General features: G+C 62.1%; 18 protein-coding genes, 4 tRNA genes and 1 riboswitch. Of the genes, 16 read left to right on the forward strand and 6 right to left on the reverse strand.

Annotated features, from left to right (window positions below; translation table 11 throughout):
• Positions 1–9: 9 nt before the first annotated feature.
• The 6 genes from glxR (at position 10) to ACEVBK_RS18915 (ending at position 8122) form a co-directional block, all read left to right on the forward strand.
• Positions 10–897 carry a 2-hydroxy-3-oxopropionate reductase gene (gene glxR / locus ACEVBK_RS18890; RefSeq protein WP_375056419.1) on the forward strand — a complete coding sequence of 296 codons (888 nt, stop codon included), beginning with the start codon at positions 10–12 and terminating at the stop codon, positions 895–897.
• 333 nt (positions 898–1230) lie between these two features.
• A complete protein-coding gene (locus ACEVBK_RS18895; RefSeq protein WP_375056420.1) occupies positions 1231–2499 on the forward strand; it encodes a glycerate kinase in 1269 nt (422 codons plus the stop codon).
• A 182-nt stretch (positions 2500–2681) separates the two neighbouring features.
• Positions 2682–3182, forward strand: coding sequence for an ureidoglycolate lyase (locus ACEVBK_RS18900; RefSeq protein ID WP_375056421.1), 501 nt, complete (start codon positions 2682–2684; stop codon positions 3180–3182).
• An 833-nt stretch (positions 3183–4015) separates the two neighbouring features.
• Positions 4016–5458, forward strand: coding sequence for a YfcC family protein (locus ACEVBK_RS18905; RefSeq protein ID WP_375056422.1), 1443 nt, complete (start codon positions 4016–4018; stop codon positions 5456–5458).
• Positions 5459–5718: 260 nt separating this feature from the next.
• On the forward strand, positions 5719–6831 hold the full coding sequence (locus ACEVBK_RS18910; protein ID WP_375056423.1) for a carboxynorspermidine decarboxylase: 1113 nt from the start codon (positions 5719–5721) through the stop codon (positions 6829–6831).
• Positions 6832–6883: 52 nt separating this feature from the next.
• A complete protein-coding gene (locus tag ACEVBK_RS18915) occupies positions 6884–8122 on the forward strand; it encodes a saccharopine dehydrogenase C-terminal domain-containing protein (protein WP_375056424.1) in 1239 nt (412 codons plus the stop codon).
• 72 nt (positions 8123–8194) lie between these two features.
• Here ACEVBK_RS18915 and ACEVBK_RS18920 read toward each other — a convergent pair whose 3' ends face one another.
• Positions 8195–9034: an IclR family transcriptional regulator gene (locus ACEVBK_RS18920; RefSeq protein ID WP_375056425.1), complete on the reverse strand. Its 840-nt coding sequence runs from the start codon at positions 9032–9034 to the stop codon at positions 8195–8197.
• A 210-nt stretch (positions 9035–9244) separates the two neighbouring features.
• On the opposite strand from ACEVBK_RS18920, the gene ACEVBK_RS18925 reads away from it, so the two are divergent.
• Together ACEVBK_RS18925 and ACEVBK_RS18930 are read left to right on the forward strand one after the other, a co-directional pair.
• On the forward strand, positions 9245–10390 hold the full coding sequence (locus ACEVBK_RS18925) for a pyridoxal phosphate-dependent aminotransferase (protein ID WP_375056426.1): 1146 nt from the start codon (positions 9245–9247) through the stop codon (positions 10388–10390).
• Positions 10378–11148: an amidohydrolase gene (locus tag ACEVBK_RS18930; RefSeq protein WP_375056427.1), complete on the forward strand. Its 771-nt coding sequence runs from the start codon at positions 10378–10380 to the stop codon at positions 11146–11148. Before ACEVBK_RS18925 ends, ACEVBK_RS18930 begins: the two co-directional genes overlap by 13 nt.
• Before the next feature lie 53 nt (positions 11149–11201).
• On the opposite strand, the gene ribB is transcribed toward ACEVBK_RS18930, so the two are convergent.
• Positions 11202–11870, reverse strand: a complete 669-nt coding sequence (gene ribB, locus ACEVBK_RS18935) for a 3,4-dihydroxy-2-butanone-4-phosphate synthase (RefSeq protein ID WP_375056428.1) — start codon at positions 11868–11870, stop codon at positions 11202–11204.
• A gap of 127 nt (positions 11871–11997) precedes the next feature.
• A riboswitch (FMN riboswitch) is annotated at positions 11998–12155 on the reverse strand.
• A 261-nt stretch (positions 12156–12416) separates the two neighbouring features.
• On the opposite strand from ribB, the gene ACEVBK_RS18940 reads away from it, so the two are divergent.
• Positions 12417–12839 carry a hypothetical protein gene (locus ACEVBK_RS18940; protein ID WP_375056429.1) on the forward strand — a complete coding sequence of 141 codons (423 nt, stop codon included), beginning with the start codon at positions 12417–12419 and terminating at the stop codon, positions 12837–12839.
• 117 nt (positions 12840–12956) lie between these two features.
• Here the strand turns inward: ACEVBK_RS18940 and ACEVBK_RS18945 are convergent.
• The 4 genes from ACEVBK_RS18945 to ACEVBK_RS18960 form a co-directional block, all read right to left on the reverse strand.
• Positions 12957–13033, reverse strand: a tRNA-Pro gene (locus tag ACEVBK_RS18945).
• Between the two features lie 113 nt (positions 13034–13146).
• A tRNA-Leu gene (locus tag ACEVBK_RS18950) sits at positions 13147–13232 on the reverse strand.
• A gap of 33 nt (positions 13233–13265) precedes the next feature.
• Positions 13266–13341, reverse strand: a tRNA-His gene (locus ACEVBK_RS18955).
• 21 nt (positions 13342–13362) lie between these two features.
• A tRNA-Arg gene (locus tag ACEVBK_RS18960) sits at positions 13363–13439 on the reverse strand.
• 221 nt (positions 13440–13660) lie between these two features.
• Here ACEVBK_RS18960 and ACEVBK_RS18965 point away from each other — a divergent pair.
• From ACEVBK_RS18965 to ACEVBK_RS18995, 7 genes are all read left to right on the forward strand, one after another.
• Positions 13661–14227: a TetR/AcrR family transcriptional regulator gene (locus ACEVBK_RS18965; protein ID WP_375056430.1), complete on the forward strand. Its 567-nt coding sequence runs from the start codon at positions 13661–13663 to the stop codon at positions 14225–14227.
• 26 nt (positions 14228–14253) lie between these two features.
• Positions 14254–15375, forward strand: a complete 1122-nt coding sequence (locus tag ACEVBK_RS18970) for an efflux RND transporter periplasmic adaptor subunit (protein ID WP_375056431.1) — start codon at positions 14254–14256, stop codon at positions 15373–15375.
• A 12-nt stretch (positions 15376–15387) separates the two neighbouring features.
• Positions 15388–18465, forward strand: a complete 3078-nt coding sequence (locus ACEVBK_RS18975) for a multidrug efflux RND transporter permease subunit (RefSeq protein WP_375056433.1) — start codon at positions 15388–15390, stop codon at positions 18463–18465.
• A 116-nt stretch (positions 18466–18581) separates the two neighbouring features.
• Positions 18582–19544 (forward strand): LysR family transcriptional regulator, encoded by a 963-nt coding sequence (locus ACEVBK_RS18980; protein WP_375056434.1) that lies wholly within the window; start codon positions 18582–18584, stop codon positions 19542–19544.
• Between the two features lie 194 nt (positions 19545–19738).
• The gene (gene eat / locus ACEVBK_RS18985) at positions 19739–21175 is read left to right on the forward strand and encodes an ethanolamine permease (RefSeq protein ID WP_375056435.1); all 1437 of its coding nucleotides are present in this window, start codon (positions 19739–19741) and stop codon (positions 21173–21175) included.
• An 85-nt stretch (positions 21176–21260) separates the two neighbouring features.
• Entirely contained in the window at positions 21261–22631 is a 1371-nt protein-coding gene (locus ACEVBK_RS18990) for a glutamine synthetase family protein (RefSeq protein ID WP_375056436.1), read from the forward strand.
• A 16-nt stretch (positions 22632–22647) separates the two neighbouring features.
• Positions 22648–24039 carry an aldehyde dehydrogenase family protein gene (locus ACEVBK_RS18995; RefSeq protein WP_375056437.1) on the forward strand — a complete coding sequence of 464 codons (1392 nt, stop codon included), beginning with the start codon at positions 22648–22650 and terminating at the stop codon, positions 24037–24039.
• Positions 24040–24041: the final 2 nt, after the last annotated feature.

Raw genomic sequence — 24041 nt, forward strand, 5'->3', positions numbered from 1 at the left:
GAAACAAACATGAAAATAGGTTTTATCGGTACCGGCATCATGGGCAAACCCATGGCTCAGAACCTGCAAAAAGCGGGTCACACCCTGTACTTCTCCGAACATTACAACAAGGCTCCGGCCGATCTGCTGGGTGACAACGGCATCGCCCTGCCCAGCCCCAAGGCGGTTGCCGAAGCGGCCGAAGTGATCATCACCATGGTGCCCGACACCCCCCAGGTCGAGGAAGTACTGTTCGGCCAGAATGGTGTCGCCGAAGGCCTGTCTGCCGGCAAGGTGGTGGTGGATATGTCCTCCATCTCCCCCATGGCCACCAAGGCGTTTGCCAAGCGCATCAACGAAACCGGTGCCCAGTACCTGGACGCGCCGGTATCCGGCGGTGAAGTGGGCGCCATCAACGCTACCCTGACCATCATGGTCGGTGGCGAAGAGGCTACCTTCGAGCGCATCAAGCCGCTGTTCGACATCATGGGCAAGAACATCACCCTGGTGGGCGGCAACGGCGACGGCCAGACCTGCAAGGTGGCCAACCAGATCATCGTGGCGCTGAACATCGAGGCGGTGGCCGAGGCCCTGGTATTCGCCTCCAAGGCCGGCGCCAACCCGGCCAGGGTGCGCGAAGCGCTGATGGGCGGTTTCGCCTCTTCCAAGATCCTGGAAGTGCACGGCGAGCGCATGGTGAAAGGTACCTTCAACCCAGGCTTCCGCATCGCCCTGCACCAGAAGGACCTGAACCTGGCCCTGAGTGGCGCCCGCGAGCTGGGCGTGGCCCTGCCCAACACCGCCAGTGCCCAGGAACTGTTCAACACCTGTACCGCCCTGGGCGGCGACGGCTGGGATCACTCCGGCATGGTCAAGGCGCTGGAGCACCTGGCCAACCATAATATCCGGGGCGAGTAACCCTCACACCGGTCGGTCAGTACTATCGGGACAGAGGGCCGCCACGCCAACACGCAGCAAGTACATCCTTGTATGCTCGACGATGGCATCCCTGCCATCGACGGTTGGCTCAGGCAACCCTCCGTCCCTCCTGACTGGCCGGGGCGAGTAACCCTTTTTACCGCATCGCGACCTTTTGGCTTCGGTCGCGATGCGGTCAAAACCGGGGCGGGCGTCGGCAGGTTCAGACTTTCACTCAGGGGGCTTTGTGTTAGATCCTGGTTGCCGTCGTGCCGCCCCACCCCGACACTTATAAAGATGTAAAGACAGCCGTTTTTTCAGGAGTATTTGCACATGGATATCCATCCCCAGGAGTTGTTACAGCAGTTATTCGACAGCGCCGTGGCCGCCGCCTTGCCCAAGGGCAACCTGGCCGAATACCTGCCCAAGGATACTCGTCAAAAAGCCGTTGTCATCGGCGCCGGCAAGGCGGCCGCCTCCATGGCTGCCGAGCTGGACGCCATCTGGGAAGGCGAACTGTCCGGTCTGGTGGTGACCCGCTACGACCACGGCGCTCCCTGCGAACGCATCGAGATCATCGAAGCCGCTCACCCGGTGCCAGATGATGCCGGCGAACGGGTCGGCCGTCGCATCCTGGAACTGGTTTCCGGGCTGGGCGAGAACGATCTGGTGATCTGTCTGCTGTCCGGCGGCGGCTCCTCGCTGCTGAGCCTGCCGGCTCCGGGCCTGACCCTGTCCGACAAGCAGGCCATCAACAAGGCCCTGCTCCGGTCGGGTGCGGCCATCGACGAGATGAACTGCGTACGCAAGCACCTGTCTGCCATCAAGGGCGGCCGCCTCGCCGCCGCCGCCTACCCGGCCCGACTGATTGCCCTGGGGATTTCCGACGTGCCCGGCGACGAGCCCACCGTCATCGCCTCCGGCCCGACGGTGGCGGATCCCACCACCTCGGCCCAGGCCCTGGCCATCCTCGACAGCTACGGCATCGAAGTGGCGTCCCATGTACGCGCCTGGCTGCAGAACCCCGAGTCCGAGACCGTCAAGCCAGGGGACGAACGCCTGAGCCGGGCCGAGTTCCACATGATCGCGACCCCACAGGATGCACTGGATGCCGCCGCCGACGTAGCTATGTCCCACGATATCACCCCGCTGGTACTGGGTGACTGCATCGAGGGCGAGTCCCGGGAAGTGGCCAAGGTGCACGCCGCCATCGCCAAGCAGATAGTCAAGTGCGGCCAGCCAATCTCGGCGCCCTGCGTGATCCTCTCCGGCGGCGAAACCACGGTCACTATCAGGGGCAATGGCCGCGGTGGACGCAACAGCGAGTTCATGCTGAGCCTGTTCAACGAACTGAAGGGTCTGAAAGGTGTCTACGCCCTGGCCGCCGACACCGATGGCATCGACGGGGTGGAAGACAACGCCGGCGCCTACCTCACCCCGGAGCTGTACCGGCAGGCCGACGTGGCCGGACTGAAGGCGGAAGACTACCTGGCCAATAATGACAGCTACGGTTTCTTTTCCCGGCTTGGCACCCTGGTGGAAATCGGACCTACTCGCACCAACGTCAACGATTTCCGGGCCATTCTGGTGCTGCCGGAATAATCCGAACCCGATAATAACGATAAGAAGACCCGCCACCGGCCTCGGGCCGGTGGCTACCCTCACCGACCAAAAAGAGAAGACAACATGACCATCACGCAGATATCCAGCCGGCGTCCAGGCCCGGCCGGCGGGCTTTGCCTTGCCGTTATTCCGCCCCACGCCCTGTCGGCAGGGAGGCGCTCATGACCTTGCAACTCCGTGCCCAGCCCCTCACCGCCGCCGCCTTCGCCCCCTTCGGTGAAGTGATTGAGGCGGAGCAGCAGCACCAGTTCTATATCAACGACGGCAAGGCCCTGCGCTATCACGATATCGCCCGGGCCGAAGCCCTGGGTGACAGCGCCCGGGTCGCCATCAGCCTGGTGGACGTGGAGCCCTACGCCCTGCCCCTGGCGGTGACCCTGCTGGAAAAGCACCCCAGGGGCTCCCAGGCCTTTATCCCGCTCGACGGGCAGCCTTTCCTGATCCTGGCGGCGCCGCGAGGTCCGGCGCCCGGCCCGGAGGCGGTTCAGGCCTTTATCTCCAACGGCCGACAGGGCGTGAACTATCACACCGATACCTGGCACCATCCTATCGTCTCCCTCGAGGGCAAACAGCGCTTCATTATCATCGACCGTATCGGCCAGGGCGACAACTGCGACCTGCACCACCTGCAGCCTGGCCAACTTGAGGTGGTGCTGGCCTGAGCCACTCCGCTACTCGACTGAACCCGCCCACCGGCGGGTTTTTTTATGCGGAAAAAGACCGTTAAGTTTTCATATGGAAACATTCATAACCGTCGGTTGTTTAACTGGCTGTTTCGGATGGTAGATCAATCAAGACAGCGGGCGGGTACCGCTAAGCAGACCCCCTGCGCCAGGGGCGCGAAGCGCCTGGCACCAGAGTTAGCGCCGCGACCGAGTTGCCGGTGGCAAGTCGCAGCTCGGCGATAACAACGGTTTCCGCGACCATCGGTGCAGCGGAGCCCCGAGGGATGGGGTCACGACGAGTCTACGTGCGGTGCCCGGTCGATATAGCACCATTAGGATCAGTTATTTCAATTCCAAAAGAGGCGCTTTTTTATAATAAACAGGAAAGGCCTACAATTAACACAATGGTATCAATAAACAGAAACAATTTAATAATAAACAACTAAAAAAACTTAATACAATTAAAAGTACAATAATCGCAAATATGAAAAACAAAACAATAAAATCCATTTAAATCATCGAATTAATTAAATTTCCATTTAAAAACATAGGGATATAAATCACCCGCCAGTCCTGAAGGACTCAGTAACATTGCCAATACCTGCCATCAGTCATTGGAAAAGCAACAATTCCACAAGACGGAAATAACTTCCAAAAAATGTTGATCCGGTGTTAATAAAGGGTTATTAATATCGTAAAGGTCACCATTAATACAAAACCGCTCTCGTTTTATATGCAAAACGGGGACGGCGACCTGTTAAAAAACTACGCCGCTCAGCGTAAATGGACTTAACTCAGTTGATGTAATGAAGGGAGAGGTCATGGAGCCCATGTCTAAAGCCAATCAGTTTTCCGCCGACACTGCGGAAAAGAAAAGAAAGTCGTTCGAGATGCCGCACATCTACGTCATCTTGTTCGTGTTCAGCGCCATCGCCGCCGTACTCACCTACATAGTGCCCGCCGGCCAGTACGACCGGGTCCCCGGTCCCAACGGCCGCACCACCATAGATCCGAACTCCTACCAGGTGATCGAATCCAACCCGGTCGGCCCGGTCGACTTTATGCTCGCCATCCCCAAGGGGCTGATGGATGCGGGCGCCGTGGTGTTCTTCACCTTTATCATCGGCGGCATGTTCATGGTGCTGCGCCGTACCGGCATCATCGAGATCGGCGTCGACAAGCTGACCCGACGCTTCGCCAATAACAGCATCGTCATCATCCCGGTACTGATGACCACCTTCGCGGTGATCGCCACCCTGATCGGCACCCAGGAACTGGCCCTGGTGTATGTGCCGGTGATACTGCCGCTGATGATCGCCCTGCGCTTCGACTCGGTCACCGCCGCCGCCGTGGCTCTCTGCGCCACCACCGCCGGCTTTACCGCCGGGGTGCTCAACCCCATCAACACCGGCCTGGGTCAGCAACTGGCCGATTTGCCGGTCTACTCCGGCCTGCTGCTACGGGTGCTGGCCTTCGCCGCCATCCTGCTGGTCGGCATCTTCTACGTCACCCGTTACGCGCTCAAGGTACGCAATAACCCGGCTCTGAGCCTGATGGACGGCGACGCCAAGGAACAGGAAAAACGCACCCGCTACCAGCATGGCAACGATGAAGGTGTGCTGACCGCCACCCCGCGCCAGAAATGGGCCGCCTTCGCCACCTTCGCCTTCTTCGCCACCCTGGTGTGGGGGGTGCTGACTCAGGGCTGGTTCATGATGGAAATGGCCGGGCTGTTCGTGATCATGGGCGTGGTAGTGGGCCTGATCGCCGGTCTCAAGACCGAGGAGATCTGCGAAGGTTTCAACGAAGGCTTCCGCGACGTGCTGGTCGGCGCCATGATCTGCGGCATCGCCCGTGCCGTGGCGGTGGTACTGGAAGAAGGCCAGATCATGGATACCCTGGTGTACGGCCTGGGCAACCTGGTCGGAGGCTTCCCGGCCATCTTCTCGGCCATCGGCATGTTCTTCGCTCAACTCGGCTTCAACTTCGTGATCCCGTCGGGCAGCGGCCAGGCGCTGGTGACCATGCCGATCATGGCGCCCCTGTCCGACCTGGTTGGTGTGACCCGCCAGACCGCGGTACTGGCCTACCAGTTGGGCGATGGCCTGGGCAACATCCTCTACCCGACCTCCGGCTACTTTATGGCGACCCTGGCCCTGGCCGGTGTCACCTGGAACAAGTGGGTCAAGTTTTTCCTGCCCCTGTTCGCCACCTGGATTGCCATCGCCATGGGCTTCCTGATCTTCGCCCAGGTCACCCAATGGGTGGGCTGAGCCCCGCCGGCAGGTAACAGCATCGCGTCAAGGGTCCTCTCCGGAGGGCCTTTTTTATTTTACCGGTAGCGCCTGACGCCATCAGCACCTCTGCGGCACAACAAGTGGCGGCGCCTTTTATCGATCCGACTCACAATCTGGCCAGACCAAAGGAGAGGCGGCTACACTTTTTCCTCGAAGCGCCGCGACCTTTCCTCTATAATCACGCGCTTTGAAATTTCCCGGCCCACCGCCGGGTCGTTGACAGGCTCTAAGGGGGTATGACTGAGGTGATCAAGACACCGTACTATCTCATCGACAAAAGCAAACTGCTGCGCAACATGGAAAAGATTGCCTATGTGCGCGAACACTCCGGCGCCAAGGCGCTGCTGGCCCTGAAATGCTTCGCCACCTGGTCGGTGTTCGACCTGATGAGCCAGTACATGGACGGCACCACCTCTTCCTCCCTCAACGAAGTTAAACTCGGCAAGCTCAAGTTCGGCGGTGAAACCCACGCCTACAGCGTGGCCTATGCCGACGACGAAATAGAGGAAGTGCTGGCCCACTCCGACAAGATCATCTTCAACTCCATCGGTCAGCTCGAGCGCTTCGAGGCGGCTTCCGCCAATCATGTACGCGGCCTGCGCCTCAACCCGGGTGTGTCCAGCTCCGAGTTCCTGATTGCCGACCCCTCCCGCCCCTTCAGCCGCCTGGGCGAATGGGACGCGGCCAGGGTCGAGCAGGTACTCGACCGCATCTCCGGCTTTATGATCCACAACAACTGCGAGAACAGCGACTTCGCCCTGTTCGACCAGATGCTGGGCCAGATCGAAGAGAAGTTCGGCACCCTGCTGGCGCAACCCCAGATAAGTTGGGTCAGCCTGGGCGGCGGCATCCACTTCACCGGCGAGGGCTATCCGCTCGACCGGTTCTGTGCCCGGCTCAAGGCCTTTGCCGAACGCTACGGGGTGCAGCTCTACCTGGAGCCCGGCGAGGCGGCCATTACCCTCAGTACTTCGCTCGAAGTGACGGTGCTCGACACCCTCTACAACGGCAAGCAGCTGGCGATCGTGGACAGCTCCATCGAGGCACACATGCTCGACCTGCTGATCTACCGCCAGCCAGCCAAGATGGATCCCTGCGACGGCCCCCATGAGTACATGGTGTGCGGCAAGTCCTGCCTGGCCGGGGATATCTTCGGCGAGTTCAGGTTCGACCACGAATTGAAGATAGGCGACCGGCTGTCGTTCATCGATGCCGCCGGTTATACAATGGTAAAGAAAAACTGGTTCAATGGCGTGAACATGCCCGCCATTGCCGTGCGTCAGCTCGACGGTAACGTGGAGCTGGTGCGTGAATTCGGTTTCGACGATTTTGTAAACAGCCTCTCCTGAGGCATGGAGTAACCACAACAAAGCCTTTCAAGGAGGCGGTTAGAGGAAAAAAATGAAGAAAAACGTTCTGATTATTGGTGCCGGAGGTGTCGCCCAGGTGGTCGCGCACAAGTGTGCGCAGCATAATGACGTGCTGGGGAACATCCATATCGCTTCGCGTACTGTCGAGAAATGCCAGAAAATCGTCGACAGCGTGCGGGAAAAAGGCAGCCTGAAGGTTGCCGGTGAATTGCAAGCCCATGCCCTGGATGCGCTCGATATCGAAGCCACCAAGGCATTGATTGACAAGACACAGTCGCAACTGGTGATCAATGTCGGATCGGCTTTCGTCAATATGTCGGTGCTGCAGGCCTGTATCGAGACCGGTGCCGCCTACCTCGACACCGCCATCCACGAGGATCCGGCCAAGATCTGCGAAAATCCGCCCTGGTACGCCAACTACGAGTGGCAGCGCAAGGCCATCTGTGCCGACCAGGGCGTCACCGCCATCCTGGGTGTGGGCTTCGATCCGGGTGTGGTCAACGCTTATGCCGCCTTGGCGGTGAACGAGTATTTCGACAGCGTCGACTCCATCGACATCATCGACATCAACGCCGGCAGCCACGGCCGCTACTTCGCCACCAACTTCGATCCGGAAATCAACTTCCGCGAGTTCACCGGCCGGGTATGGTCCTGGCAGAACAGCGAGTGGGTGCAGAACCAGATGTTCGAAGTGAAGCGCACCGACGATCTGCCGGTGGTGGGCACCCAGACCAGCTACATGACCGGCCACGACGAGGTGCACTCCCTGTCCCAGACCCTGGGCGTGCCCAACGTGCGCTTCTGGATGGGCTTCGGCGAACACTACATCAATGTGTTCACCATCCTCAAGAACCTGGGGCTGCTGTCCGAACAGCCGGTGAAAACCGCCGAAGGCCTGGAAGTGGTGCCGCTCAAGGTAGTCAAGGCCGTGCTGCCGGATCCTGCCTCCCTGGCACCCACCTACAGCGGCAAGACCTGTATCGGTGACCAGGTGAAAGGCAAGAAGGACGGCCAGGACAAGGAAGTGTTCATCTATAACGTGGCCGACCACGCCGATGCCTACGCCGAAGTAGGCAGCCAGGGGATCTCCTATACCGCCGGCGTGCCGCCGGTGGCCGCCGCCCTGCTGATCGCCACCGGCGAGTGGGACGTGAAGCACATGGCCAACGTGGAAGAGCTGGATCCCAAGCCCTTCATCAACCTGCTCAACGAAATGGGTCTGCCGACCCGGATCAGGGACGAGCAGGGCGACCGCCCGCTGAGTTTCTAAGCGCCGCGCGCGAACAACAAGGCCAGTCTCAGGACTGGCCTTTTTATTGCTGCCGATCGGGCGAGCGGCCGCTTACTGCCCACCGGCTCTCTTCAACGGAGCCGGGCCCCGGCCGCCGATGGCCTTGGTCACTTCCCGGGCCGCATCCATCACCAGTGCGCTGAGCATGGGGATACGTTCCCATTTGACCCGCACCGCCGGACCGGAGATGGAAATGGCGGCCACCGCCTCGCCATACTCGTTGTAGATGTTGGCTGCGATACAGCGCAGGCCCTCGAACTGCTCCTCATCGTCCAGCGAATAGCCCTGCTGGCTGATCTTGTTCAGCTCCTGCTCGAACTGACTGGGAGTGGTGATGGTATGATCGGTGAAGGAAGCCATGCCGGTCTTGCGGATGATTTCCAGGGCATCCTTGCGCGGCATCACCGACAGCAGCGCCTTGCCCACACCGGAGGCATGCAACGGCGAGCGGCTACCCAGGGACACCACCATGCGCATGGTCTGCGGTGATTCCACCTGGCCCACATAGACCACGCTGTTTTTCTCCAGAATGGCCAGGTTGGAGGTTTCGCCGGTTTCCGCCACCAGCCGCTTCATGAAGGGCCGGGCCTGGGCGATGAAATCGCGCTTCTTGAGATAGGCATTGCCGATGGAAAACGCATGGACCCCGATGCTCCACAAGCCCTGGACTTCGTCCACATCCACAAAATCGTGGCTGCGCAGGCTGTTAAGCAGGCGATGGGCGGTGGAGGGAGCCAGCCCCAGGCTGCCGGCCACCTCGGTCAGCGACATGCCCATATCGGAAGCGGCCAGCCGCTCCAACAGCAGCAGGGCGCGGGACAGGGACTGGACCTGGGTGGCACTGCCCTGCTTGGTGGTTTTCGGTTTTTTACTCTTTATTTCATCTGCCATGGGAAACCCGTGCGATACAGAGACCTGGCGGTTATTGTATTGTTAATCAGTCACCAAGTCGCGCTTATTACCCCAATATGGCGGCACGGTTTCCCGCCGTCGCCGGTCCCCAGCCGATGACACCCCACACCCTTGGCCATCTACACGTCCATATTGTCAAACGCGGCCACTCTGCTATATTGCCGGCAAGCAGCCGACAAGGAGTACCATATGAACCTGGACAGCAAACTGCCCGACCTGGGCATCACCATTTTCACCCGGATGAGTGCCCTGGCCGCCGAACACCAGGCCATCAACCTGTCCCAGGGGTTTCCCGACTTCGACGGCCCGGCCTACCTGAAGGAACGGCTGAACCACCATGTGGCGAGCGGCGCCAACCAGTACGCCCCCATGGCCGGCACCCCGGCCCTGCGCCGGGCCATTGCCGCCAAAACCCGGTTGCAGTTCGGCATTGAGCCTCATCCAGAGCGTGAAATTACCGTGACTGCGGGCGCCACCGAAGCGCTCTATGCGGCCATTACCGCCCTGGTGCGCCCCGGCGACGAGGTGGTCTGCTTCGATCCCAGCTACGACAGTTACGCGCCGGCGGTAACCCTGGCCGGCGGCAGCCTGGTGCGACTGCCGCTCAGCCCGCCCGAATTCAGGCCGGACTGGGAGCAGTTCCGGGCGAGCCTTAGCCCCCGCACCCGGCTGGTGATCGTCAATACCCCGCACAACCCCACCGCCACCGTCTGGCAGGCGGACGACTTCAACCAACTGTGGCAGGCCATTGCCGATCACGACATCTTCGTGCTGAGCGACGAGGTCTACGAACATATCTGCTTTACCCCCGCCGGCCACAGCAGCGTACTGCACCACGCCAACCTGCGGGAGCGGGCCATCGCCGTCTCCTCCTTCGGCAAGACCTTCCACATGACCGGCTGGAAGGTCGGCTACGCCATAGCGCCCCCCGCCCTGACCGAGGAGCTGCGCAAGGTGCACCAGTACCTCACCTTCTCGGTCAATACTCCGGCCCAACTGGCCCTGGCGGACATGCTCGAAGCCCATCCCGAGCACTGGCGGCAGTTGCCGGACTTCTACCGGGCCAAGCGGGACCACTTCGTCCGGGCCCTGGCGGGCAGCCGCCTCAAGATCTTGCCGAGCCTCGGCACCTACTTCCTGCTGGTGGATTACAGCGCCGTCAGCAAGCTGGACGACGTGGCCTTTGCCCGTTGGCTGACCGAGTATGCCGGGGTCGCCGCCATCCCGCTGTCGGTATTCTGTGCCGCTCCCTTCCCCCACAAGCTGGTTCGGCTATGCTTTGCTAAGCAAGACGACACCCTGGACGAAGCGGGAGCCCGCCTATGCCGACTCTGAACCTCTGCCTGCTGCAACAGCCCCTGCACTGGCACGATGGCCCGGCCAACCTGGCCCATTTCGACGGCCTGCTGGCCGGATTGCACGGCCAGGACCTGATCGTCCTGCCGGAAATGTTTACCACCGGTTTCGCCATGGATGCCGCCCGCCATGCCTTGCCGGAAGAAGAGGTAATCGACTGGCTGCACGACCATGCCCAGCGGCTGCAGGCCATGATCGGCGGCAGCGTGGCCCTGGCCACCGAGCAGGGGGCAGTCAACCGCTTTCTGCTGGTGGATCCCCACCGCCGGGTGCACCGCTACGACAAGCGCCACCTGTTCCGCATGGCCGGCGAGCATCGTTTCTATCAACCGGGCAACAGCAGAGAGCTGGTGGAGTGGAAGGGGTTTCGGATATTGCCGCAGATCTGCTACGACCTGCGCTTTCCGGTGTGGTCGCGCAACCGCAACGACTATGATCTGGCGCTCTATGTGGCCAACTGGCCAGCACCCCGGGCCCAGCACTGGACCGCCCTGCTCACCGCCCGCGCCATCGAGAACCAGGCCTTCGTGGCCGGCTGCAACCGGGTCGGCCAGGATCCCAACGGCCTGAGCTACAGCGGCAACAGCCTGATCCTCTCCCCCCAGGGCGAAGTGCTGGACAAGGCCGGCGATCACCAGGCCGCCGTGCTGCAGGCAGGTCTCAGCCTGGCCGAGCTGCGGGACTACCGGGAGCGCTTCCCGGCCTGGATGGACGCGGACGACTTCCGGCTCGAATAACGCCGCCACAACCGGGGATGAAAAAAGGGCCAGCGATTTGCCGGCCCATTCGTTCAACCGGCCTTGGCCAGCACGGCGTGGCGGTACTGCACTATATCCTCAATGGTCAGCACCGGCATGGCGTGCCGTTTGCCGAAGGCGACGATCTCCGGCAACCGGGCCATGGTGCCGTCTTCATTGGTCAACTCGCACAGCACCCCCGCCGGGCGCAGCCCCGCCAGTTGCATCAGATCGACGGTACCCTCGGTGTGGCCGCGACGGCTCAACACCCCGCCGGGCTGGGCTCGTAGCGGGAACACATGACCGGGGCGGGCCAGATCGGAGGCCCGGGCGCCGTCGGCGATGGCGGCCTTGACCGTGGTCACCCGGTCGCTGGCAGACACCCCCGTGGTTACCCCTTCCTTCGCTTCGATGCTGACGGTAAAGGCGGTCTGGTTCTTGCTGGAGTTGTCGCTCACCATGGGCGGCAGCTCCAGCCGGCGGGCCAGCTCGTCGGTGACGCAGAGGCAGACGATGCCGCTGCACTCGCGGATCATCAGCGCCATCTGGGCGGGAGTCAGGCTGTCGGCGGCGTAAATCAGATCGCCTTCGTTTTCCCGATCCTCATCGTCTACCACCAGCACTCCCCGGCCCTGCTGAAGGGCAAGCAGGGCACGCTCGACGCGCTCGATGGGATTGCCGAATTCGGCCAGCAAGGAAGTATTCTGAACAGACTGATTCATGGCAAGGCTCCTGTTGCTACCAGAATCAGGGCATAGGGAACAGCGGCCCCTCCCTTGCGGGCAGGCCTGGCAGGCGCTGGCGATGCAAAAGCGCAATACCGCGACCCGAAGGCGGCGGCGGCCAGCTCCTTATCCTCTTCCATCCGGACTATCACCGTCGGCTCTGGCCTCTCACCAGATCTGCTGACCCCGGCCATGGGCCGGGCGCTCGCGGGCTCGCTGAAACAGCCAAAAGCTGCACAGCATACCGCCGGTGGGGACTTCCACCCCGCCCTGAGAATAAGTTAATAAAAAGTGTACCGGCTATGCGGCCCGATCATTGTAAAGAACTGTACCCGACAGCGCCACCCCGATTCCGCCCTGCGGCTGCCGCAGCAAAGATCCCTTATCCGCCCGCGAGGCCGCCGGGTTGCACAGAGAAAGGCGGTATTTTCAATTCAATTTATTTGAATTAAGCGTTGAACTTTTGTTGCTATCAACCAGGTAGGCTCTTATTTATCCTAGTCATCAATAAATAAATTAATTCAATAATATTGAGAGGATATAATGATGCGTACTTCCATTCTGCCCGCAGTCGCCCTGGTTTCCCTGTTTGCGGTAGGCACCGCCCAGGCTGCCCAACTGCAGTCCTACCAGGATCCGACCCGCATGACCCTGCAAAGCGACAGCGACGGCGTAGACCGGTTCGAACAGCGCACCCGCCAGGCCGTCCTGGAGCTGGCAAGCGACACCGACGGCGTCGATCGCTTCGAACAGCGCACCCGCCAGGCCGTCCTGGAGCTGGCAAGCGACACCGACGGCGTCGATCGCTTCGAACAGCGCACCCGCCAGGCCATCCTGGAGCTGGCAAGCGACACCGACGGTGTCGATCGCTTCGAACAGCGCACCCGCCAGGCCATCCTGGAGCTGGCAAGCGACACCGACGGTGTGGATCGCTTCGAACAGCACATGCGTGCGCGCCAGGCCTGACTCAAAGCGCGCCCCCGCAAATGACAAAAGCCGCAACCGATGCTGTCGGTTGCGGCCTTGTTTCTTTCTTGGCGGTGCCAAAAACAAAAAATCCGACGTAAACGTCGGATTCAATGATGGTCGGCGTTGCAGGATTCGAACCTGCGACCCTCTGGTCCCAAACCAGATGCGCTACCAAGCTGCGCTAAACGCCGATAAACTCTTTAATTTTGCTGTCGGGTCGCGACCCTCTGGTCCGCCAACTCCCAACATCCCGGAGATGCGCTATCAAACTGCGCTAAACGCCGTTTTGTTTGTTATGAAGCAGTGGTGCGAAGGGGGGGACTTGAACCCCCACGTCCATAGGACACTAACACCTGAAGCTAGCGCGTCTACCAATTCCGCCACCCTCGCATTATTTACTGCTTCCAGGCCTTGGCCTGAAACTGGGGTGACCGACGGGGCTCGAACCCGCGACAACCGGAATCACAATCCGGGACTCTACCAACTGAGCTACGGTCACCACATTTTGTCCATTACCAGATGGCGCGCCCGACAGGATTCGAACCTGTGACCTCTGCCTCCGGAGGGCAGCGCTCTATCCAGCTGAGCTACGGGCGCTCTATATTTGGACGCTGCGAATACTAAGGTTACCCCCCTGCCTTGTCCAGCACTTTTTCATAATAAAATACCGTCTGCCGTTTTTGTCATCAGAGTGCTGTTTTTTTTGGCTAGACTTGCCAGAGAGTGTCACCGGAACGATTGACTTACAGGAGGAAAGACCTAAAATCCCCTAAAATGAATGAACGTTCATTCACGAGCAATTTGATACTGGTAACAGCATGTCGGATAAACGCAAGCGCATACTGAACGCGGCAGAAACCCTGATCGCCCACTGCGGCTTTCAGGGCATGTCGATGCACCTGGTGGCCAAACAGGCCGAGGTAGCCACCGGCACCATCTATCGCTACTTCGCCGACAAGGAGACCCTGTTACGCTGTCTCCATGAAGAACGCATGCAGGAAGTCTCGGTAGCCCTCATGAAAGAGGTCGATCTCGGCAACCCCTGTTACCAGGAATTCCGGAGCTTATGGCTGAACTGTATCCACTACCTGCTGAATAACCCGGACTGCCTGCTGTACCGGGTGCAATATGAGGCCTCCCCCCTGTTTGACAAGGAGGAGGACAAACAGATGGACGATCGCTATTTCAAGCCCATTATCGAGTTTTTCGAGCGCGGTCGAGAAGAGGGACTCTTTCGGGATATTCCCGCCGAACTGCTGGGCTTTTTGGCACTGGAAAACCTGATGCTGTTATCCCAGAAGCATACCAAAGGCTGCATCGAGCTCAGTGAAGAGCTGTATGAACAACTGATCGATGCCAGCTGGAACGCCATTCTAAAACGTTAAAATAAATAAGTTGCGGGAGTAACCAGATGAAAAAATGGACCCTGTCCATGCTGCTGTTAGTGATCCTCATATTCGGCAGTGTAATTGGCTTCAATCTTTTTAAACAAAAAATGATGGCGCAGTACTTCGCCAACATGCCGATCCCCAGTTTCCCGGTCACCCTGACCGAGGTCCAGCCTCGGGACTGGACCCCCAGCATCGCCGCCATCGGCTTTATCGAGCCGATCCAGGGCATCAATGTCAGCAACGAATCCGCCGGCATCGTCCGCGTCATCCATTTCGAATCGGGTCAGCAGGTCAACACCGGCGACATCCTGGTCGAGCTGGACGCGGATGTGGAAAAAGCCAACCTGCGCAGTGCCCAGGGCCGGCTGCCCTCGGTGCAGGCCAACCTGGAGCGGATGCGCCAGCTCTATGGCCGGGGCTCGGTATCCAAGGGTCAGCTGGATGAAGCGGAAGCCAGTTACCGTGAGCTGCAGGGGCAGATCGACTCGCTCAAGGCCACCATAGAGCGGCGCACCATTCGTGCTCCCTTCGACGGCTTTATGGGTATTCGTAACGCCTTCCTCGGCCAGTACCTGAACGCCGGCGCCGACATCGCCCGGCTGGAGGACATCAGCCACTTCCGTATCCGCTTCACCATTCCCCAGACCCGGCTCGCCGACATCGCGGTGGGCCAGGCCCTGAACATCTTCGTGGATGCCTACCCGGAAACGCCGTTCGAAGGCGAGATCACCGCCATCGAGCCAGTGGTCAACCTGGAATCCGGAGTGGTGCAGGTGCAGGCCAGCATCCCCAACCAGGATGGCAAGCTGCGCTCCGGCATGTTCGCCAAGCTGGATGTCAGGCTGCCTTCGCTGCACGAACAAATCCTCGTGCCCCAGCACGCCATCAACTTCACCCTCTACGGCCAGACCGTATACGTGGTGGAAGAACAGCAGACCGACGACGGCGACAGCGTACTGGTGGCCCGGCAACGGGTGGTGGAAGTGGCCGAGCGGGAAGCCGAGTTCGCCCGGGTAACCAGCGGCCTCAGTGCCGGCGAGCAGGTCGTGACGTCAGGCCAGGTCAGGCTGTCCAATGGCAGCCGGGTTCGGCCGATAGACAGCGAAGCGCTGAATACCCCCGAGTCCATCCCCATGCTGTAAGCGGAGAATCCCATGCGCTTTACCGATATTTTTATCAAACGGCCGGTGTTGGCCGTTTCGATCAGCCTGCTGATCGTGCTGCTGGGCTTGCAGGCCCTGCAGAAAATGCAGGTACGGGAATACCCGGAGATGACCAACACCGTCGTCACCGTGTCCACCGGCTATTACGGCGCCAGCGCCGATCTGGTGCAGGGCTTCATCACCCAGCCGCTGGAGCAGGCCATCGCCCAGGCCGACAACATCGACTTCATGAGCTCCACCAGCAACATGGGCAGCTCGCAGATCACGGTGCAGATGAAGCTGAACACCGATCCCAACGCGGCCCTGTCGGATATTCTGGCCCGGGTCAACTCGGTGCGTTCGCAGTTGCCGCGGGAATCGGAAGATCCCAGCCTGGAGATGACCACGGGGGCCTCCACCTCCATCATGTACATCTCTTTCAGCAGTGAGCGGCTCAACTCCTCCGAGATCAACGACTACCTGGAGCGGGTAGTCCGGCCCCAGTTCTACTCGGTGGACGGGGTAGCCAAACTCAACCTGTTCGGTGGCTCCAAATTCGCCCTGCGCATCTGGCTGGATCCGCTGCGCATGGCCGCCTACCAGCTCACCGCCACCGAGATCCTGTCGGTGCTGCAGGCCAACAACTACCAGGCCGCCGCCGGCCAGTCCACCGGCTATTTCATGCTCTACAACAGCGACATCAACTCCCAGGTGGACAGCACTGAGGCGCTGGAATCCCTGATCATCGCCACCCGGGACGACGCCGTGGTGCGGCTGCGCGACCTGGCCCAGGTGTCCCTGGAGAAAAGCCGGGACGTGGTGCGCGCCCTGGCCGACGGCGAGTCGGCGGTGATCATCGGGGTGGATCCCACTCCCTCCGCCAACCCGCTGGAGGTGGCCGCCAACGTGCGCGAGATGCTGCCGGACCTCGAGCGCAACATGCCCGACACCATCAAGATGAAGCTGCTGTATGACGCCACCGACGCCATCAACGAGTCCATCTTCGAGGTGGTCAAGACCATCCTCGAAGCCTCGTTGATCGTGGTGGTGGTGATCACCCTGTTCCTGGGCTCGCTCAGGGCGGTGCTGATCCCCATTATCACCATTCCCCTGTCGCTGGTGGGCGTGGCCATACTGATGAACATGTTCGGCTTCAGCATCAACCTGATGACGCTGCTGGCCATGGTGCTGGCCATCGGCCTGGTGGTGGATGACGCCATAGTGGTGGTAGAAAACGTCGACCGTCATATCAAGGCCGGGGAAGACCCCTACCGGGCCGCCATTCTCGGCACCCGGGAAATCGCCCTGCCGGTGATTACCATGACCATCACCCTGGCGGCGGTATACGCCCCCATCGCCCTGATGAGCGGCATTACCGGGTCCTTGTTCAAGGAGTTCGCCCTGACCCTGGCCGGTGCGGTGTTCATCTCCGGCATAGTGGCGCTGACCCTGTCGCCCATGATGTGCTCCAAGCTGCTCAAGCCCCATCTCAACCCCAACCGCTTCGAGCGTGGGGTGGAGAACACCCTGGAACGGATGACCGAGCGCTACTCGGCCATGCTGGACGCGGTGCTGGGCAAGCGCCCGGTGGTGATCGCCTTCGCGGTGCTGGTGTTCGGTTCCCTGCCGGTGCTGTTCAGCTTCATCCCCAGCGAACTGGCGCCCAACGAAGACCGCGGCGCCTTCCTGATGATGGCCAAGGCGCCCAATACCGCCAACCTCGACTACATCGAGAACAACATGCGCAAGGCGGTGGAAGTGCTGAACCAGGACGATGCCATGAGTACCTCGCTCACCATTTCCGGCGTGCCCAATGCCAACCAGGGCCTGGCGGTGGCGGTGCTCAAGCCCTGGAGCCAGCGTGATTCCCAGAAGTCGGTGATCGAGCGCCTGACCCCGCCGCTGCAGGAGATCCCGGCGGTGGCCATCAGTGCCTTCGAGTTCCCCGAACTGCCCGGCGCCTCCAGCGGCCTGCCGGTCCAGTATGTACTGACCACCCCCAACAACTTCGAAAGCCTGTACGAAGTGGCGGCGGACGTGCTGCAGAAGGTAAGCCAGAGCCCGCTGTTCATCTACAGCGAGCTGGATCTGGCGTTCGATTCCGGCACCATGAAGATAGCGGTGAACCGGGACAAGGCCGGTGCCTACGGGGTGACCATGCAGGATATCGCCGTTACCCTGTCCACCATGATGAGCGACGCCTACGTCAACCGGGTGGATCTGGACGGCCGCAGCTACGAGGTGATCCCCCAGGTGACCCGCGATCACCGGCTGAACCCGGACTCCATCAAGGACTACTATGTGCGAGCCCACAACGGCGACATGGTGCCCCTGGCCAACCTGCTGTCCATCACCATGGAGGCCCAGCCCCGTGCGCTGCCCCACTACAACCAGTTGAACTCGGCCACCATCGGTGCCGTGCTGACGCCGGGGGTATCCATGGGGGATGCCATCAACTTCCTGGAACAGGAGGTCACCGCCCAATTGCCCACCGGCTACAACCACGACTACCTGGGCGGCGCCCGCCAGTTCGTGACCGAGGGCAGCGCCCTGTACATGACCTTCCTGCTGGCGCTGTTCATCATCTTCCTGGTGCTGGCGTCCCAGTTCGAGAGCGTACGCGATCCCCTGGTGATCATGGTGTCGGTGCCCCTGGCCATTTCCGGCGCCCTGATCGCCCTGGCCTGGGGCCTGGCCACCATGAACATCTACACCCAGGTGGGCCTGATCACCCTGGTGGGCATCATCACCAAGCACGGCATACTGATGTGTGAGGTGGCCAAGGAAGAGCAGCTGCACCGGGGCCGGGACCGGACCGAGGCGATTCGCATCGCCGCCCGCATCCGCCTGCGCGCCATACTGATGACCACCGCCGCCATGGTGGCGGGCCTGATCCCCCTGCTGTTCGCGGTGGGCGCCGGCGCCTACTCCCGCTTCGGCATGGGCATCGTCATCGTCTCCGGCCTGAGCATCGGCACCCTGTTCACCCTGTTCGTGCTGCCGGTGATCTACACCTTCCTGGCCTCCCGCCACAAGCCGCTGCCGGTGTTCGACGAAGAACTGGCACCCAAGGCGCTGGGCAACCACTGAGCCGGGTAACCACATATGACCAAAGGGCTGCATCGTGCAGCCCTTTTTGTTTTTATCGACCCGGGCCGGGCCAGCGGCTACAGTGAAGCCCTGTTGGGGAACAACGATGGAAGGCCATGCATCACTCTTTCGGTTTCGATCTGCGGGCGCTGGAAGTGTTCGTACACATAGTGGACAGCGGCAATATGACCGCCGCCGCCGAACGGCTCGGCATGACCCAGTCTTCCATCTCCCAGAGCCTGTCCAACCTGGAAAAGAACCTCAACACCCGACTGCTGGACCGCTCGGTCAGGCCGCTGGAGATCACCCGGGCCGGCCGCTTCTTCTACGACCGCGCCAGCCAGTTACTGCAGGAAGCCAAGGCCACCAGCAAGGCCATGCAAAAGGGCCGCTTCGACAAGCTGCGCCATGTGCGCATCGCCCTGGTCGACTCCCTGGCCACCGCCGTGGGCAAGCCCCTGGCCGATGCGGTCAAGCGCCACACCGAGCAGTGGTCCATGACCACCGGCCTGTCCCATATGCACGGCGAGGCGCTGCTGTCCCGCCATGTGGACATCATCATCTCCGACGACGCCCTGATGGATTACCCCGAACTGAGCCGTTACCGCATACTGCGCGAGCCCTTCGTGCTGGTACTGCCCCGGGAGTTCGGCGGCGACAGCCGGCAGTTGGGCACCCTGCTCCGGCAGCTGGATTTCGTCCGTTATCCCGCCCATTCCCTGATCGGCCAGCGCATCGAGCGCCACCTGCGCTACCGCCGGGTCGAGCCGCCGCACCGGCTGGTGATGGACAACAGCTATGCGGTGCTGTCCATGGTGGCCGCCGGCCTGGGCTGGACCATCACCACCCCCCTGTGCCTGTTCCAGAGCGGGATCTGGCTGCCCCAGGTGCGCTGCGCATCCATCCCCGGTGGTCATTTCTACCGCAACCTCACCCTGGTCACCCGCCGGGACGAGCTGCACGAGCTGCCCCGGGTCATCGCCTCCGATATCCGCCAGATCCTGCTGCAGGAATTTATGCCGGTCATGAACGAGCAGTTGCCCTGGCTGGGGGACAACGTCGAGATTTGTGACTTATAACATTGAAAAACAAACACTATTTGTAAAACTTATAGTGTATCAGCAGCAGTAAGTGATGCTTGTTGAGAAACTTTCTCACCCCGTTTTAGACTGGCTCCCGACGCGAAAGACACGCAAGGAATGCAGCGGGTTGTAGGTTCGATGTCTGCCTGTCTTCGACCCAACGAACACACCACAAAGGATGAGGGTGAGTTATGTCTGAGTTTGAACGCACCAAAACGGTCTCCTACGATTCGGTCTCCCGGGACTATCTGGAAAAGCGCCAGTTGAAGAAAGGCGCCGCCGGCTGGATCCTGCTGGCCGGGCTGGGGGTCTCCTACGTGATTTCCGGCGACTTCGCCGGCTGGAACTTCGGCCTGGGCCAGGGCGGCTTCGGCGGCATGCTGCTGGCCACCCTGCTGATGGCCATCATGTACAGCTGCATGGTACTGGGGCTGGCCGAGCTGTCTTCCTCCCTGCCCACCGCCGGCGGCGGCTACAGCTTCGCCCGCCGGGCCTTCGGCCCCTGGGGCGGCTACCTTACCGGCACCGCCATCCTGCTTGAATACGCCATCGCGCCGGCGGCCATTGCCATCTTTATCGGCGGCTACGTGCACGAGCTGTTCGGCTGGGACGGCCCCCTGGTCTACGCCTTTTTCTACATCCTGTTCGTCGGCATCCACCTGTGGGGCGCCGGCGAGGCCCTGAAGATCATGCTCGGCATCACCGCCCTGGCGGCGGTGGCCATCCTGGTGTTTATTCTCGGGCTGATCCCCCACTTCCAGTGGGACAACCTGTTCACCACCGCCGTCAACCCGGACGCCCTGGGCGCCTCCGGCTTCCTGCCCCAGGGTTATATGGGCATCTGGGCCGCCCTGCCCTTCGCCATGTGGCTGTTCCTGGCGGTGGAAGGGGTGCCGCTGGCGGCGGAAGAGGCCGGCGATCCTGCCCGGGACATGCCGCGGGGCATCATCACCGCCATGGTGATCCTGCTGGTGTTCGGCGGCTGCGTGCTGTTCCTGGCACCGGGCGCCGCCGGGGCCGATGTGATGCAGGATCACGGCGCGCCCCTGGTCGGCGCCCTGCAGGCCGTTTACGGCGGCGACTCCCGCCTGGCCGCCTTCGTCAACCTGGTCGGCCTGGCGGGACTCATCGCCAGCTTTTTCTCCATCATCTACGCCTATTCCCGCCAGGTGTTCGCCCTGTCCCGGGCCGGCTACCTGCCCCGCAGCCTGTCGCTGACCGGCAAGCGCAAGGTGCCGGCCCTGGCGCTGATCGTGCCCGGCATCCTCGGCTTCATCCTGTCTTTGAGCGGCGAGGGCGACCTGATGATCACCATGGCGGTGTTCGGCGCCACCCTGTCCTACGCCATGATGATGCTGGCCCACATTGTGCTGCGCCTGCGCGAGCCCGGGCTGGCGCGCCCCTACCGCACCCCCGGGGGCATCTTCACCACCGGCATCGCCCTGGTGCTGGCCATCGTCGCCTTCGCCTCCACCTTCGTGGTGAGCGTGGAGGCGGCGTTGTGGTCGGCCCTCTTCTATATCTTGATGATCGGCTACTTCTTTTTCTTCAGCCGCAAGCGGCTGGTGGCCCAGGCACCGGAAGAAGAGTTCGCCGCCATCGCCCGGGCCGAGGCCGAATTGCAATAACCCAGACGGGCCCGCCCGGCGCGGGTCCGGACGGCGCCAGAGTGAGTTTGGCGCCCTGACCGACAAGGAACCGAGGTAAGACACCATGCTAGACCCAAGACAGGTAACCACCACCGAGCAGGCCCGCCGGATTGTCGAAGAGCGCGGCCTCAGCCATGTCAAGGTGGGGATTTTCGACCAGGACGGCGTACTGCTCGGCAAGTACATGAGCAAGGAGAAGTTTTTCTCGGCGCTGGAAGGGGGCTTCGCCTTCTGCAGCGTGGTGCTGGGCTGGGATTCCAAGGACCAGCTGTACGACAACGTCAGCTACACCGGCTGGCACAACGGCTACCCGGACGCCCAGGTGCGCATCCTGCCCCACAGCTGCCGGGAACTGCCGCTGGAAGACAACATGCTGCTGTTCTTGTGCGAATTCGCCGGCGATGCCGAAGCCATCTGCCCGCGCGGCACCCTGCGCCGGGTGCTGGCCCTGGCCGATGAGATGGGGTTCAGCGCCAGGGCGGCGCTGGAATACGAGTTCTTCATGTTCAAGGAGACCCCGGAGTCGGTGCGCCAGAAGGGCTTTCGCAACCTGGAGCCCCTCACCCCGGACTGGTTCGGCTACTCGGTGCTGCGCAACTCGGTGCACGCCGATCTCTATCACCAGATCATCGACCTGGGCGAGCGGATGGACTTTCCCATCGAGGGGCTGCATACCGAAACCGGCCCCGGGGTGCTGGAGGCGGCCATCACCGTCGACGGCGCCGAGCAGGCCGCCGACAAGGGCGCCCTGTTCAAGACCTTTATCAAGGTGCTGGCCCAGCGCAACAACCTGATGGCCACCTTTATGGCCAAGTGGTCGAACGACTACCCGGGCCAGAGCGGCCATATCCATATGTCGCTGTACGACCGCCAGGGCGCCAACGTCTTCCACGATCCGGAGCAGCCCCACAACATGAGCCGGCTGCAGCGCCACTTTATCGCCGGCCAGCAGCAACTGATGCCGGAAGTCCTGGCCATGATAGCGCCCACCGTCAACAGCTACAGCCGCATGATCCCCGGCTTCTGGGCCCCGACCGAGGCCACCTGGGGCGTGGAAAACCGCACCACGGCGCTGCGGGTGATCCCCGGCGGCGCCAAGAGCCAGCGGGTGGAATACCGCCTGGGCTCGGCCGACGCCAACCCCTACCTGGCCCTGGCCGCCGCCCTGGCCGCGGGCCTGTACGGCATCAAGCACCGGCTGGAACCCAGCGCGCCCATCCAGGGCAACGCCTACGCCCAGCAGCAACCGGAGTCGCTCCAGCTGCCGCGCACCCTGTGGGAAGCGGCCCAGCGGCTGAAGCGGTCGGAGGCCGCCCGGGAGCTGTTCGGCGATGCCTTCGTGGAGCATTTCGCCGCCACCCGGGAATGGGAAGAGCGGGAATTCCGCAAGCACATCACCGACTGGGAACTGGATCGCTATTTCGAAATCATCTGAGCCTATGGGAGCCCCTATGAACGACAAGGTACTGACCCTCTCCCCCGTGGACGGCAGCGTCTATGTGGAACGCCCCTTCGCCGGGCCGGACGACATCACCGAGGCCCTGCGCCTGGGCAAGGCGGCCCAGGCGCACTGGCGCCGGCGGCCCCTGGCCGAGCGGGCGGCCCTGTGCCACCGGGCCGTGGACGCCCTGGTGGCCGAAAAGGCGGCCATCGCCGAGGAAATCTGCTGGATGATGGGCCGCCCCATCCGCTACGCCGGCGGCGAGGTCGACGGCCTGGCCGAGCGGGCCCGCTACATGATCGACATCGCCGGCGAGGCACTGGCGCCGGTGCGGCTGCCGGAAAAACCGGGTTTCGAACGTTATATCCGGCGCGATCCCCTGGGCCTGGTGCTGGTGATCGCTCCCTGGAACTACCCCTATCTCACCGCCATCAACGCGGTGATGCCGGCGCTCATGGCGGGCAACGCCGTGCTGCTCAAGCACTCGGCCCAGACCCCCCTGTGCGCCGAGCGCCTGGCCCGGGCCTTCGAAGACGCCGGCCTGCCCAGGGGGGTATTCCAGTACCTGCACCTGTCCCACGCCGACACCAGCGCCTTGATCCAGGCGCCGGAAGTGGATCACGTGGCCTTTACCGGCTCGGTGGCCGGCGGCGCCGCGGTCGAGCGGGCGGCGGCCGGGCGCTTTATCGGCGTCGGGCTGGAGCTGGGCGGCAAGGATCCGGCCTATGTCCGGGCCGACGCGGACCTGGCCCAGGCGGTGGCCACCGCCATCGACGGCGCCTTCTTCAACTCGGGCCAGTCCTGCTGTGGCATAGAGCGCATCTATGTGCATGCGAGCCTGTACGACGCCTTCGTGGAGCAGGCGGTCGCCCTGGTCAAACAATACCAGTTGGGCCGGCCCGACGATCCGGCCACCACCCTGGGCCCCCTGGTGCGCGCCGGCGCCGCCGACTTCGTGCGCGACCAGGTCGCCGAGGCAGTGGCACAAGGGGCCACCGCCCATATCGACCCGGCGGACTTTCCCCTCGACCGGCCGGGCACCCCCTACCTGGCGCCCCAGGTGCTCACCGGGGTGAACCACCGGATGCGGGTGATGACGGAGGAGTCTTTCGGGCCCGTGGTCGGCATCCAGAAGGTCGAATCCGACGAAGAAGCCGTCGCCCTGATGAACGACAGCGACTTCGGCTTGACCGCCGCCATCTTCACCCGGGATGTCGCCACCGGCATCGAGCTCGGCGAACAGCTGCACACCGGCACCTTCTTCATCAACCGCTGCGACTACCTGGACCCGGGCCTGGCCTGGACCGGGGTCAAGCAGTCCGGACGGGGCTGCACCCTGTCCAGGCTGGGTTACGAAAGCCTGACCCGGCCCAAGTCATTCCATATCAAATTGCCGCACTGAGG

It is taken from the genome of Zobellella sp. DQSA1, assembly GCF_041950555.1.
Lineage (GTDB): Bacteria > Pseudomonadota > Gammaproteobacteria > Enterobacterales > Aeromonadaceae > Oceanimonas.